10 protein-coding genes are annotated in these 14,613 nt (G+C 29.3%); 3 read left to right on the top strand and 7 right to left on the bottom strand.

Going from position 1 to position 14,613, the window contains the following annotated elements; translation table 11 throughout:
* Positions 1–33: 33 nt before the first annotated feature.
* The gene (gene wsfD / locus ACJDTP_RS10410; protein ID WP_406761128.1) at positions 34–1,230 is read right to left on the bottom strand and encodes a glycan biosynthesis hexose transferase WsfD; all 1,197 of its coding nucleotides are present in this window, start codon (positions 1,228–1,230) and stop codon (positions 34–36) included.
* Between the two features lie 193 nt (positions 1,231–1,423).
* Between wsfD and ACJDTP_RS10405 the strand changes: the two genes are divergently transcribed.
* On the top strand, positions 1,424–2,197 hold the full coding sequence (locus ACJDTP_RS10405) for an HAD family hydrolase (RefSeq protein ID WP_406761127.1): 774 nt from the start codon (positions 1,424–1,426) through the stop codon (positions 2,195–2,197).
* Between the two features lie 589 nt (positions 2,198–2,786).
* On the opposite strand, the gene ACJDTP_RS10400 is transcribed toward ACJDTP_RS10405, so the two are convergent.
* Positions 2,787–3,833: a DNA polymerase IV gene (locus ACJDTP_RS10400; protein ID WP_077855374.1), complete on the bottom strand. Its 1,047-nt coding sequence runs from the start codon at positions 3,831–3,833 to the stop codon at positions 2,787–2,789.
* Positions 3,834–4,671: 838 nt separating this feature from the next.
* Here ACJDTP_RS10400 and ACJDTP_RS10395 point away from each other — a divergent pair.
* The gene (locus ACJDTP_RS10395; RefSeq protein ID WP_012060399.1) at positions 4,672–5,103 is read left to right on the top strand and encodes a hypothetical protein; all 432 of its coding nucleotides are present in this window, start codon (positions 4,672–4,674) and stop codon (positions 5,101–5,103) included.
* A gap of 21 nt (positions 5,104–5,124) precedes the next feature.
* On the opposite strand, the gene ACJDTP_RS10390 is transcribed toward ACJDTP_RS10395, so the two are convergent.
* Together ACJDTP_RS10390 and ACJDTP_RS10385 are read right to left on the bottom strand one after the other, a co-directional pair.
* A complete protein-coding gene (locus ACJDTP_RS10390) occupies positions 5,125–7,710 on the bottom strand; it encodes a calcium-translocating P-type ATPase, SERCA-type (protein ID WP_406761126.1) in 2,586 nt (861 codons plus the stop codon).
* A 756-nt stretch (positions 7,711–8,466) separates the two neighbouring features.
* Positions 8,467–8,697, bottom strand: coding sequence for a hypothetical protein (locus ACJDTP_RS10385; protein WP_406761125.1), 231 nt, complete (start codon positions 8,695–8,697; stop codon positions 8,467–8,469).
* Between the two features lie 193 nt (positions 8,698–8,890).
* Between ACJDTP_RS10385 and ACJDTP_RS10380 the strand changes: the two genes are divergently transcribed.
* Positions 8,891–9,799 carry an AraC family transcriptional regulator gene (locus ACJDTP_RS10380; protein WP_406761124.1) on the top strand — a complete coding sequence of 303 codons (909 nt, stop codon included), beginning with the start codon at positions 8,891–8,893 and terminating at the stop codon, positions 9,797–9,799.
* 267 nt (positions 9,800–10,066) lie between these two features.
* Here ACJDTP_RS10380 and ACJDTP_RS10375 read toward each other — a convergent pair whose 3' ends face one another.
* The 3 genes from ACJDTP_RS10375 to ACJDTP_RS10365 all read right to left on the bottom strand — a co-directional run bounded on the left by ACJDTP_RS10375 (position 10,067) and on the right by ACJDTP_RS10365 (position 14,547).
* Complete coding sequence (locus ACJDTP_RS10375; protein ID WP_406761129.1) at positions 10,067–10,873, bottom strand: YitT family protein; 807 nt, start codon at positions 10,871–10,873, stop codon at positions 10,067–10,069.
* Between the two features lie 478 nt (positions 10,874–11,351).
* The gene (locus ACJDTP_RS10370; RefSeq protein ID WP_168980819.1) at positions 11,352–12,998 is read right to left on the bottom strand and encodes a putative manganese-dependent inorganic diphosphatase; all 1,647 of its coding nucleotides are present in this window, start codon (positions 12,996–12,998) and stop codon (positions 11,352–11,354) included.
* Between the two features lie 781 nt (positions 12,999–13,779).
* Positions 13,780–14,547: a flagellar basal-body rod protein FlgG gene (locus ACJDTP_RS10365; protein WP_406761123.1), complete on the bottom strand. Its 768-nt coding sequence runs from the start codon at positions 14,545–14,547 to the stop codon at positions 13,780–13,782.
* Positions 14,548–14,613 lie beyond the last annotated feature (66 nt).

The raw sequence follows: 14,613 nt of genomic DNA, 5'->3' as shown, positions 1-14,613 counted from the left end.
TAAAATAATAATATCATTCTTTAACTTTTATGTTTAGAAACAATATTTTCCATTAATACATGTGCTGAATGCGGGATATAATGCAAAAAAATATGATTTAGCCCCAAATCCTTTGTTTTCAGATTTCTCGTAATTACCCATTGCATTAGGTCTTATGGAATATCCATTATCAAATGCTATTTTTAACATTTTAAAAAATGCCCTTGGATGTGCAATATAATATGAGATTATTTTTGTTGTAGTAAATTTTTTATAATAATCCTCTATAAGCTGTTTATCATATAAATTAACTAAAGTCACATCATCATAGAAAGTTGTATCTTTTAATAAGGAATACTGCTCATTTAAGTTAAAAAATTTCATAACTTCATCAGGGTCTTCTTCATATAATAAAATCCCTCTATTCATTGCATGATATCCATTAATATATTGAAAATCTCCACTTATCTGCTTATAAAACAATATTGAACTTATTACAAATCCAATAGCTAAAATCATGGATATCCCTTTAAATAATTTTTCCTTATTTTTAAATCCTATTCTAATACATAATGCTGCAATTAAAATACCAACTGGCGAAAGCTGCTGTTTTGAACCTAAAAATATAAAAGAAGAAATTCCAAACAGCAATACATTTAGCTTGCTAAACTTATTGAATTCTGCCATATTTAATAAAATTCCTATGCTTAGCAAAAAGAAACTTATATTAATAGCTTCCCCATAAAAGGAATTATAATAAGCTAAATATGTTGTGTCACAAAATATAAAAATGGTTACTAAAGTTATTATTAATTTATGTTTTTCTTCAGTAACTTGATTTATTAATACCTTTACAATTAAATAAATTCCAATTGCCTCTACAAGTAAAAACATCCATGACATGAATCTTATATCTAAAACGAAATTTTTATTAAACATCTGGCTTATATAAACTGCTATCTTAATAAAAATTCCCTGAGTTGATATAAAGTTTTTTTCTATATCATTATTGTATTTATAAATTCCATAATACCTATAAAAATATCCGTTATATAAATCACTATCATTGGGATTTAATTCATATACACCATTTGAACTTATCACTCTATAGAAATCCCCATTATCTGCCATGCCAATAATAGGTTTAACAAACAAAGTAAATATGCCTATTATTATTACTAGGAAAAAAGCTGCTAATGGATAATTGATATTTTTAAAAATACTATTTTTCTTATTCAAAATATTTTTCATCTTTCTCCTTCATAAATAATAATTTGATTTTCCTCTACTTATAGGATGTGAAACAAGTTATAAATTATTCTTTAAAATGTAATCTATATGTACATATCTTCCATGGTAGAATCATTGCCTTTATTAGTTCTTAAATATATGTTATCATTTTATATGTATATATTTTAAATTCGAAGCATTGGAAGGAGATTTTATGATTAAATTAGTTGTAACAGATATGGATGGAACTTTACTAGACGAGAATGGTCACTTACCAGATGGATTTACTGATATCTTGGACCGTTTAAGAGCAAAAAACATAAAAATTGTTGCTGCTAGCGGAAGACCTTATTATACGCTACAAACTAACTTTGGCCCTGTAGGAAGATATTTATCTTTTATTTGTGAGAATGGAGCTTTAGTTGTTGATAATAATGAGATAATTTATAAAAGTGTTTTAGCTAAAGATATGGTTCAAAATGTAATCAGTGAAGCTAAAAAAGTCAAAGCAAATGCATTAGTAATATGCTCTCCAAATTGTGCATATATTGAAAATTATTCTGAAGAATATTTAACTGAAATAAAGAAATATTATACAACATTAGAAATTGTAGATGATTTAAGTAAAATTGATGATGATATAATTAAAATTAGTATTTGTAATTTGGAAGGTACTAATAATATAACTGACAGTGAATTAACCAATGATCTTAATATAGTTTCAACTGCAGCAATCTGGACTGACATTTCAAACAAAGGCGTTAACAAAGGCGTTGCTTTAAAGAGTCTTATGAATACTGATAATATATCAAAAGAAGAAACTATGGTATTTGGAGATTATTATAATGATATAGAAATGCTTGCTGAAGCTGAGTATAGCTTTGTAATGGAAAATGCTCCAGAAGACATGAAGCAATATGGTAAATACATAGCTGCAAGTAACGTAGAGCATGGAGTTTTAAGAGCAATTCTTGAATATGCTCTTTAAGCACAATCATAAGGTATTGTGAATCACTAGATACCTAAAGTGAACTTAAAGTTATATATGTAAATACCGAAAGGAAGGTCATGCATTTGTTCGGGTTACTGAGAATTTAGCTGTGAATTTCTAACAGTAGAAGTCGTACCCATTTCTGCATGTTCCTGTGGCAAAGTACAGGACAAGCAAAAATGGAACAACTTCTACTGAAGAAATATCTACAGCTAAATTCTCTATGTAACACCTCCACAAAAGCAAGACCTTCCTTTCTGATATATGCCATAATTAAAAATGTATGTTTTTCTTTATGTTCGGTATCTAGGTCATAAATAATCAAATGTATAGGTGAACTACTTAAAGTGATAGCAAAACAAAGAAATAGAATACATATATGTGAAGTCAGGCATTGAAAAATGAGCTGTTGGTATGTCTTAATGAGACGTTGTTCCATTTTGCTTGTCCAAATAAATTTGGAGCACGCATAAATGGGCACATCGTCCCATTTAGACATACCTAGCGAAGTTTTTCTAGTCCTGCGGAACATGTATGTATTCTATTTCGGGTGTTTATTTCTTCACTTTAAGTTCTGCACAATACATTATAACAAACTCATTTGCTGCACTTCTGTTTCTTTGAATGAAGATATGCTGACTCCAATCAGCCTTACTTCTTCTTTCAATTGCTCACTATCTAATAGCTCTTCTGCAACTTTATATATTTCAAGCTGAGTGCCAATATAATAATTTAATGTTTTACTTCTTGTATGATTTTCAAAATCCTTAGTTTTAAATTTAAGTGTTACAGTTTTTCCACTAACATTTTTTCTATTTAAAATCTCTTCAATTTCAAAAGAAAATTCTTTAATGTATTCTCTCAATTCTTCTTTATTTTTAGTATCGAATTTTAAAGTCCTTTCTTTTCCTATAGATTTTCTTTCACGAATTAACTCAACTTTTCTACCATCAATTCCTCTTATTCTATCGTATATCTCAATACCATTCTTGCCTAGATACTCTATATAAAATTCTTTCGGCATCTTATATAATTCTTCAATATAATATATCCCCATATTATTTAGCTTTGCTACTGATACTTTACCTAAACCATGAACCTTAGATATAGGAAGAGGAAATAATATATCAGGAATCATTTCTTTTCTTATTTCTTTGATTCCATTTGGTTTATTCCATTCAGAAGCAAGCTTTGCCAAGAATTTATTATAAGATATACCAATAGATAAAGTTAAACCAACTTCCTTAAATACTCTATTTTTAATATACCTTGCAGCCTCAATTCCATCTTTTATTTTTCCTTGAGACAAATCTAAGAAACCTTCATCAATAGATACAGGTTCTACTAGTGGCGTTACTTCATTAAATATTTCAAATATCTCCTGAGATACTTTAGCATACTTTCCATATCTCCCAGATACAAAGATTCCATTTGGACATTTCTCTCTAGCCATGAACATCGGCATGGCTGAATGAACGCCGTATTTTCTTGCTTCATAAGAACAAGTTGATACTACTCCCCTTTCACTTATCCCGCCTACTATAACGGGCTTACCTTTAAGATCTGGATTATCCCTTTGCTCAACAGATGCAAAAAAAGCATCCATATCTACGTGTAGTATTACATTATCCATTTTTATAAAATCACCTCTTTATGATTAACTAATTTTCAATATTTAATTGATCATGCATATAGATATCCAAATTTGAAACTAGATTTATGTGGTAACTTACCGAAATCATAAATATTTTGTTCCGAAAAGCTATGAAAATATCGCTGAAGGTTCTAATCAGCAGGTTATATCCAATTTAGCATGCTCCACCTTTCAGTTTGACAAGCTAAATTGGAACAACCTACAGCTAAGAACCTTTAACAGCTCATTTTCAAATGTTTTCTTCACAAATATATTTATGATTTCTAGTAACGATATGAGCTTAAAATTCTAGCAATTTTGTAAATCTGTTCATCTAATAAGTCGAATTCTTAAATTGGATACCTATATAGATAACCCGACTGAGACCTGAACTTATACATATAACTCGCCGAAATGAATAACATACTTTTGTTCCAGTTGGGATAATATTTCATGGTATTAAATCTAGTTTATCTATAAACAAATTGCACTCGTTTTTTTTATATAGCTTATAAAAAAATCTGTATATTATTATACAAAATAATCTATAAGTATTTTAACATATAAATCATTAGTTAATGAAACAATAATATATGGCATAAATCTTATATTTATATTAATTGCTATACATATATATTGCAAAAATAATACTTCATCATAATTCTAGAAATATTACAAGAATTTTAGCTGTAATTGTGAATTGTGAAATGTGCATTGTAAATTGCAACATATACATATTAAAAAGTTAGCTAATTTTATTTGACATATGGTATAATAATAAAGTATTTTAAGTATAATAGCGTTATTAGCGATATTTTTATGTAAAGGAGTAATTATTATGGGTCTTAAAGAAAAAATAGGTAGTAAATTCAGTAACTATTTCCAAAATGCTTATATGGAAAAGTATGGTGACAGAATTACAAGCATATCTGGAACTGTTTTATCTGTAAAGCTTATTGAAAAAAGTTATGTTATCTTCAATAGATTAATGGTTGAAATGGTTATAAAGCCTGAAGTTGGGAAAAAAGTTGTTAAGTGTTGGTATAAAAAGAATAGATGGTTTAAGAAACCTGAATTCATTGCTGTAAAGCAAGGTAACAAAGTTATTGTTATGGGTGTTACAGGTGATAAGGATAGTAAGAAAGAAAATTCTCAGGAAGTTCAAATATTTAACCTATTAAATCTTACAACTAAGAAAGATTTAGTGCCAATAGACCATAGCCAAATAAAAAAATCACGTCAACAAGCAAACAATATGATGAGAAGATAAAAAAAGGGCTAAGCCCTTTTTTTATTTTGTCTTTATTAATAAATATACACTGTTAATAAATGCTATTATCCCTGAAAAGAATATAACTATAAGCCATTGATTAAGAGATAATGCTACTGTATGAAATACATTTTGTAAAAATGGTACATATAAAACTGAGCACATTAGTGATATAGATATTAAAACAGCTCCAACTAAATAAGGATTTGTAAATAATTTAATTTGGAATATGGAGTATCTTTCTGATCTACATTCAAATACGTGTATTAATTGAGATAAAACTAATGTACATAATGCTAAAGTTCTGCATGTTTCTAAATTCATCTTGTAATATCTTCCTACCATGAATGATAGTAAGGTACACAATCCTATTAATGTTCCTCTTATTACTATTTTTTCAACTAATCCTCTTGCAAATATACTTTCCTTTTTTTCTCTTGGAGATTGTCTCATTATGTCTTGCTCTGGTGGATCAACTCCAAGTGCTATAGCTGGAAGTCCATCAGTAGCTAGATTTACAAGTAATATTTGTATTGGACTTAATGGATTAGGTAAATAGAATAAAGTTGCCAAAAACATTGTTAACACTTCTCCAAGGTTACAAGATAGTAAGTATCTTATAAATTTTCTTATGTTATCATATATTATTCTTCCTTCTTCTACAGCTGCAACTATAGTTGAGAAATTATCATCCATAAGAATCATAGATGATGCTTCCTTCGTTACATCTGTACCCGAAATTCCCATTGCAACTCCTATATCTGATTCCTTAATAGCAGGTGCATCATTTACACCATCGCCTGTCATTGCAACGATATTTCCTTTTTTCTTAAAAGCCCTTACAATTCTTAACTTATGGTTAGGTGAAACCCGCGCAAAAACTCTTACTTTTTTTATTCTTCCCTCTAATTCTAAATCACTTATAGCCTCGATTTCATCACCTGTCATTACCTGATCTGCTGTATTACATATATTCAAAGATTTTGCTATTGCAAGTGCAGTATTCTGATGATCTCCTGTTATCATTATAGGCTTTATTCCTGCAAGTTTGCATTTTAAAACTGCATCTCTAGCTTCTTCTCTTGGTGGATCAATACTTCCTGCTATACCTATAAAAATTAAATTCTGCTCTAACTTATCACTTTTTGTTAGATTATCTTCCTTATATGCTGCTGCTATACATCTAAGTGCTCTAGATGACATTGCTGTAATAAAATCACTAACTTGCTTTTTCTTTTGATATGTGAATGGTTTTATTTTGTTATTCTCTAGTATAAATTCACATCTATCTATTACTCTTTCAGGAGCTCCCTTAACGTAACATGTTTCATTTGCTCCCTCCTTAGCGCCTTCCTTGATTATAACCGACATCATCTTTCTATTTGAATCAAATGGTATATCATATATCCTATTTGCATCATTTATAAAATCTTCTAAATCATTAACATCATTAAAGAACATATTTATTAGTGCAGTTTCTGTTGGATCACCATGAAGTGCTTCACTCATTTTTTTCTTCGTAAAATCATAATTACAGTCATTACAATATACAAGAGCTTTCATGAACTTTGTATAATTACTTAGCTTCTCTTTTTCAAGTTCATGAATTCTGCCATTTAAATATACCTCTTTTACAGTCATCTTATTTTGAGTTAATGTTCCTGTCTTATCAGAACATATTACAGATGTACATCCTAGTGTCTCTACAGCTGGAAGTTTTCTTACGAGCGCATTTTTCTTAAGCATTCTAGACACACCTAGAGCTAGTGAAACAGTAACAATTGCAGCTAAACCTTCTGGAATTGCAGCAACTGCCAAGCTAACGCCAAGTAAGAACATCTCTGTTATATCATTTCCTCTAATTATTCCCATTGCAGTAACAATTGCACATATCACAAGGCAAATTACAACTAGGACTTTCCCTAGAGAGTCTAATCTTTTATTTAAAGGGGATTTTTCTTCTTCAATATTTTGAATTAGGTCTGCAATCTTCCCCATTTCGGTGTTCATTCCTATACAATCAACTTTAAATAATCCTTTTCCTTTTACTACAGTAGTTCCCATAAATCCTTCGTTATTCTTCTTTGTCTTTTTACCATCAGCTTTATATGGATTGGCTTCTTTGTTTACACCAACTGACTCACCTGTTAATAGTGATTCATCAACGACTACTGATGAACTTTCTATAAAGAATCCGTCAGCAGGTATCCTATCTCCAGCCTCCAAAATAACAATATCCCCTATTGTTAAGTAGATAGAATTTATAATCTGTATACTTGAATCCCTCAAGACTTTACATGTAGGTGCCGCTAATTCTTTCAGCGCTTCTAAAGATTTCTCTGTTTTAAATTCTTGGACAAATCCTAGTATTGCATTAATAACTATTATTATGAGTATTGTAATGGCATCTGCCTTATCTCCAATTATCCCGGAAATTATAGTAGATGCAATTAACACCCAAACAATGAAGTCATTAAATTGAGATAGAAATATTTTGAATGCTGATGCTTTATTATGGTGCTTCAATTCATTAAGTCCAAAGTTCTTAATCCTCTTTTCCGCTTCCTTAGTGCTAAGACCAGATGTCAACTCTTTTTCCTGTACCACAACTTTTCCTCCTAAATATAGAACTTTATATAATATATATATTTTCTATTATGAAGAATATTACTGTCCACTTAATTAATTTTCATCCTCTGTAACTCTTATGTACAGTCTTTTATTTCTTAATTGTTGATAATCCTTTTTAGGTTATCTTCTTAATGAGTTTAAAATTCTCTCTCTTAAACTCATTTTACTTGACTACTCCTATGGGATGGACATATAAATTGCGATAAAATTACTTATGGCAATACTATCAATAAGGATACTTGAAATTAATTACAATAAAAATGGAGGATACAAGTGATAAAACAGTTCTATAAAAGCAAATAGCAACAAGCAAAAATCTTGCCTGCTGCCATCTGTATATTATATTGAATGCTTATACTTATATTCTACTATTGTATTATCCCAAAGTAAATAGCAAGAAAATGCAGTAGAATCAATAGCTGCATTTTTGTATGAATTATTTATACTAGTCTCTTGATTTTAATGAAAACCATATGCTATACTAATCACGCCAAATTAACTAGTGGCAACTTAGGTCACTGCCTTTTCTATTTTTTAATTCATGTAGATAATTATTATGTTATGTACATAATATCTTATATCAGTTACAGTGTTCAACCAACTATGTGATTATGTAATGAATTTCTTTATTTCATATTTTTCCTTTGTGTTTTATTTATAAAAATTTATATTTCCCTGTAATTTTAATAAAAAAGTAGCAATTAGAACCATTCCAATTGTTGCTCTTATCTTTCAATTTAAATCTTCTAGTAACATTTTCATATTTTTTTCCTTCAAAAAGTCTATTAATTTATGTATTGCATAAAAATAATTTTTACCAGTAAAATAATATTTTTGCCCATTAATTTTTGTTGATATAGTATATTGAGTTAAAATTCCCATATCTCTCTTAAAACTTTTAACATCAATTTGCAGCTGATTATTATTCGAATCTTTAAGCATATATATTTTAAATACTGCCATGAAATATTCACCTCTTCTTAATTAACAAAATATATTCATAAAAAATATTTTAATTCTTTCTATAGGCGCATTGAAAAATCCTTCAATTTTAAATATAATTATATCGTCATTTAGTTATAATTAATATAGATATTTAGCCAAATTGTATAATTATTAAGACATTTTATTCATATAATTAAGAGAGGGGTATACTATGCAATCATTGCAAAAATACACAATAGATGTAAACTCAAAAGGTAAAGAACTTCGTTCCTTTGGAACCCCAATGTTTCCATTAGCTACATATTGTACCGACCTAAAAAGCTATATTGAAGACGAAGTCATTTGGCACTGGCATGAAGAAACAGAATTTTTTCTCGTAATCTCTGGAGAAGCCTACATCGGATTAGGAAGCAGTAATTATATACTAAAATCCGGTGAAGGTATATTTGTTAATGCTAATTCACTTCATACTTTTAAAATCAATAAAGGGGAAAGTTGTATTTATAAAAGTATTGTCTTTCATCCAAATATCATATCCGGTGCGCCTGAAAGCATTTTTGAGCAAAAATTTGTATTGCCATTATTATCATGCTCGCTAATTGATGGAGTAAAACTATCTCCTAAAATTAACTGGCAACATAAAATCATTCAAAATATTCAAAGTATCTGTGAAAATTACTATACTATGACGGATGGATATGAATGGCGAATACGAGAGTTACTTTTAAATGCATGGTATGAATTATTTCAGAATATGAAATCCAATATATATTCCCAGGAGGTACACCAATCTATTTTAAAAACTAGAACTAAGAAAATGTTATCCTTTATTGAAGCAAATTACGAAAATCATATTGGACTTAAAAACATAGCTGCTAGTGCTAATATAAGCGAAAGAGAATGTTCACGTTGCTTTAAAAAGGTTATAGGAACATCACCGATCATTTACTTAATGAAGTACCGTGTTTCAGTAGCAGCCAGATTATTACTAGATACGGATATTACAATTACAGAAATTTCTTATGCTGTTGGTTTTAAAAACCTTAGCTATTTTTCCAAAATTTTCAAAAAATATATTCAGTGCTCGCCTCAAAATTATCGTAAAAAATATGAAGAATAATATAAACTTTTCGTTGTAACATAATAATTTTTTATTCTTATATCATACAGTCAACGCCAATGTTATTAAAAAACTCTAAAATAGAATTCTATTTTTAATATATGTGAACATTTAAACGTTAAACCAAGTGTTTTTATCTCCTCATCACTTTCTAAAAAAGATTGTTCCATTCTCTTATGAGGCATATATAAAAATTAAAGCACTTACATTTCTGTAAATAGCTTTTGCAAAATTTATTATTATAGAATACATATCTATTAAATGCTGCTAGTGTATTGCTTTTTTTGCATACTTTTTCCCTGTCCCCTCAACACTTGTAATTGTAATTAATGCGTCCTTATCGAAATGATGTACAATCTTTTTTAATTTGGCAACTTCAAGTCTAGATAAAACCAAATATATAACTTCTGTTTCAGTTCCACTATAAGCACCTTTTCCACCTAATAAAGTAATTCCTCTGCCAAGTCTAGACATTATTGCCGATGATATCTCTTTGTTTTTATCAGAAATAATAATTACCGCCTTAGATTCATTTATACCTTCAACAGTTATATCTATTGTTTTAAAAGCAATAAAATAGGCTACTAGCGAATACATTGCCCTATCCCATCCAAATAAAAAACCTGAAGATCCTAAAATAAATAAATTAAAAAACATAACTATTTCTCCAATGGAAAATGAAGTCCTTTTATCTAAAAGAATAGCAACAATTTCAGTTCCGTCTAACGATCCCCCATTTCTTATAATTAATCCTACACCAACACCCAGTATTATGCCCCCAAATATAGTTGCCAAAAGTGTATCTTGTGTTATACCTGGAACTGGATGAAGTAGAGTTACTACAATCGAAAAGCATATTACTGAAAATATGGTTGAAAGAGCAAAAGTTTTTCCTATCTGCTTATATCCAATAACTACAAATGGCAAATTAAGTATAAATATAAATATGCCTAATTCTGTATTAGTTATGCGGCTTGCCATAATTGATATTCCAGTTATTCCTCCATCAATTATGCTATTAGGTATTAAGAATATTTCCAATCCAATTGCAGCTAAAATTGAGCCAAATACCATAAATATAACTCTACTAAATTCAATCAAAATGCCATTAGTCTTTTTCATTAAATCCCTCCCTCATTTAATTATAGTATTTTATACTTGATTTAATATTATAATTATATTGTAACATAGTTTTTAATACCTCATATTAATCATCTAAAAATTTACACTTTATTAACTTTTTAATTTTCTTTCACTCAATAAAAATAAACTCTTAATATTTCCTAATGTTACTATATTTTTATGCTGTATAGTATATGTTTTTCCTATGATGAAATACTCTCTGTAATTGACTCTTACATAGCTTCCATATCTAAAATCCTTAATTATATGCTTTTTAAGCTTCGAGTATTTGCAACCAAAAACAAATGCATGACCTTCATTTCGGTATTTACATATGTAACTTTATTCTTGCTTTAGGTATCTAGTGCACAATACATTTATTGTTTTAAAAAAAGAAAAAATCCCCTAAAGGATTTTTTCTTCTTTAAATTTATTTCATTGAGTTAACTACATTTGTAAGTGGTGGTATTACTTGTTTCTTTCTTGATAGAACTCCTGGTAAGAATGCCATTGAATCTACTAATTCAATATTGAATGTCTTTTCAACGTAATCATGTCTTTCACCTGCAACTAGCACTTGTGAACCTTCTTTTAATATATCTGTTAATAGTAACATTACTACAGCATAACCTTTGCTATCTGCTTCACTCTTCATGTAACTTAACATTTCATCTTTTAGTGGCATAAATCCATCGATGTCCATTGTGTTTACTTGCGCTACTCCAACTCTTGATTCTCCCATATTAAAAGGCTTAAAGTCTTGATTAAATATTTGAGATACAGTCTTTCCTTTTAAAGAAGTTCCAGCTTTAAACATTTCTTTTGCAAATTCTTCTAAACTTGAAATGCCAGCTATCTTAGCCAACTTATGACATATATCTTTATCTTGTTCTGTACAAGTTGGGCTCTTGAATAATAATGTATCTGAAATTATTGCACCACATAATAATCCAGCTACTTCTTTAGGTGGTGTTATATTACGTTCAAAAAAGCTTTTTCCAACTATAGTTGAAGAACTTCCTAATGGCTCATTTCTAAAGAATATAGGGTTACTTGTTTGTATATCAGCAACTCTATGGTGATCTATAATTTCAAGTACTTCAGCATCTTCTAATCCGTCAACTGATTGACCTCTTTCATTATGGTCTACTTGAATAACTTTTTTCTTATGCTTTGCAATAAGATGATATCTTGAAACAGTTCCTATTACTCTTCCATCTTCATCAGTTACAGGATAACTATGATATCTAGTTTCAGCCATAATATCTTTGATATCATCAACTAAATCATCTTTAGAAAATGATATTAAATCTTTAGTAGCCATAACATGACTTACAGGTATACTTTGAATTAATAATCTTGAAGCTGTGAAAGAATCATGAGGTGTACTTATTATAGTAACTCCTTTTTCTTTAGCTTTAGAAAGTAAATTTTCAGCAAGCTTATGTGCTCCTGTAATTATTATTAATGATGTATTAATATCAATTAAAGCTTCTTGTACATCTGGTCTATCCCCTACAATGGCAATATCATCTTTGTCTACAATTTCCTTTAAACTATCTGGTTGCATTGCTGTAACTGCAATTTTTCCAGGGAATGTTTTGCAATTTTCATTTATATATACACTAGTAGCAGAAAGCGTTTCTAATATATTTTCAATTGATGTATTACTTTTTCCTAATATATTATTATCCCATATATCCATAAATGATGATGTTAAGTTTGAAATAGAAAGAATCCCTACTAATCTACCATCATTTCCAACTACAGGTAGTGATTTTAAATGATTGTCTCTCATTATATTCCATGCTGCTTTTAAAGAAATATTAGAAGTTATTGGCCCAATTGTATCAATATCTAAATCTTCTACTTTTAATCTAACTGTTTCTAAAAGCCTTGGAGCCTTAACACCAAAATAATCTAATATAAATTGTGTTTCTGCATTTACATTTCCTAATCTCACAGGTATAGCTGGAATATTACCAGTCTTATTTTTAAACTCTGCGTAACCATATGCAGCACAAATAGAGTCTGAATCAGGATTTTTATGTCCAGTTACGTAAACTACATTTTCCAAAATAATTCCTCCTAAATTTTTTGTTTTACTTTAGTACATTAGGCACATAAAATAATGAATTTGCTATTTTTTTGATTGTGCCTTATATATAGATAACCAACTAAGACCTGAACTTATGCATATAACTCGCCGAAATGAATAACATATTTTTGTTCCAGTTTCTAGGTAATTATGATGGGTGATTCTAAGGCTATAAAGTTGCACCCAAAGTGCTAGCCTCAAAGAACAAGCTATGAACTAGCACATTTGGAACAACTTATAGCCAAAGAATCACATCCATCAAAATTACCAATGAAACATTCCACAAAAATATATTACCCATTTCTAGTTGGGATATATTTCATAGTATAAATCTAACTTATAATTGGCTTATCTATAAATTGACATATTAGAACAAGTATATTACTTAATTCACACATATTTATTTTACTTATAAAGTTAATTATTGTAAAGACTTTATTCAATTCACAATGCATAATGCACAATTCACAATTAATAAATAAATTTCTTGAAATTATATAAATATCCGATTTTAAAGCTAGACTTATGTGGAAACTTATCAAAATCATAAATATTTTGATTCCGAAAATCTATGCAAGTATCACTGAAGGTTATAAGCATTGGTTGTATACACTTTAGCATTCTCCAACTTTCAGTTTGACCATCTAAGCTAGGATAACCAATGCCTTGAAATTTCTTTTTCCAATCCAATTTCCAAGGGAAATTGTACCACAATTGTGCATTGAGAATTGTGAATTGAAAAAGGTGGCTAAGCCACCTTTTATCTCATATTATTTATCATACTCCAAAGATCATCCGCTGTAGTTACAGCCTTTGAACTAAGTTGAAAAGCTCTTTGTGTAAGTACTATATCTGAAAATGTTTCTCCTGCATCTACATTTGAACCTTCTAACATACCTTGTTCTATATTATAGTTACTACTTAGTGCAACTTGCGCATCTGAGCTTGGAACAAAATAACTATTTCCTATAGGTATAAAGCTCTTATCACCTATAGCTGTAAATACAGGAATGGTACCTATTTTAGCTACTTGTCCATCAACTTCCATGGATATTCCTCCATCTTTATCTATAGACATCTTCTCTCTATCTAACGCTGGATTTCCTTCTGAAGCCCCATTCTCATATTGAACATATACTTTCGTTCCATTTGAGTCTACTAAAGCCCCATTTGAATCTATTTTAAAATTACCATCTCTAGTATATACTATGCTTCCATCTTCCTTTGAAAGCGCAAAGTATCCTTTTCCATCTATTGCAAGATCTGTTTTTCCACCTGTTGTTAAGAGATTCCCTTGTTTATTGTTAGCATAGTTTACCCCTAGTTTAACACCAGTTCCAGTAATAGCCTTTTTTTCGACAAGCGGAGTCCCTCTTCTATCCAGTGATTCAGTTAGCAAATCTTTAAAATTTACATCTGTACTCTTATAACCTGTCGTTGAAATATTAACTAGGTCATTAGAAAGATAATCAAGCTTCTCTTGATACGCATTCATTCCACTCTTTGCTGTAGCAAAAATATTAAACATAATTTTCCTCCTTTACATTAGGTCTAACTCCTAAAAATATGTAACACTTATACAACATATTCATAA

It is taken from the genome of Candidatus Clostridium helianthi, from assembly GCF_045310795.1.
Classification (GTDB): Bacteria; Bacillota; Clostridia; order Clostridiales; family Clostridiaceae; genus Clostridium; species Clostridium helianthi.
The sequence above is the reverse complement of the archived record's forward strand: the minus strand, read 5'-3'. Positions and strand labels throughout refer to the sequence as shown.

Coding starts and splice junctions, on each gene's coding strand:
- wsfD (WP_406761128.1), bottom strand. CDS start 1,230: ATGAAAAATATTTTGAATAAGAAAAATAGTATTTTTAAAAATATCAAT.
- ACJDTP_RS10405 (WP_406761127.1), top strand. CDS start 1,424: ATGATTAAATTAGTTGTAACAGATATGGATGGAACTTTACTAGACGAG.
- ACJDTP_RS10400 (WP_077855374.1), bottom strand. CDS start 3,833: ATGGATAATGTAATACTACACGTAGATATGGATGCTTTTTTTGCATCT.
- ACJDTP_RS10395 (WP_012060399.1), top strand. CDS start 4,672: ATGGGTCTTAAAGAAAAAATAGGTAGTAAATTCAGTAACTATTTCCAA.
- ACJDTP_RS10385 (WP_406761125.1), bottom strand. CDS start 8,697: ATGGCAGTATTTAAAATATATATGCTTAAAGATTCGAATAATAATCAG.
- ACJDTP_RS10380 (WP_406761124.1), top strand. CDS start 8,891: ATGCAATCATTGCAAAAATACACAATAGATGTAAACTCAAAAGGTAAA.
- ACJDTP_RS10375 (WP_406761129.1), bottom strand. CDS start 10,873: ATGGTATTTGGCTCAATTTTAGCTGCAATTGGATTGGAAATATTCTTA.
- ACJDTP_RS10365 (WP_406761123.1), bottom strand. CDS start 14,547: ATGTTTAATATTTTTGCTACAGCAAAGAGTGGAATGAATGCGTATCAA.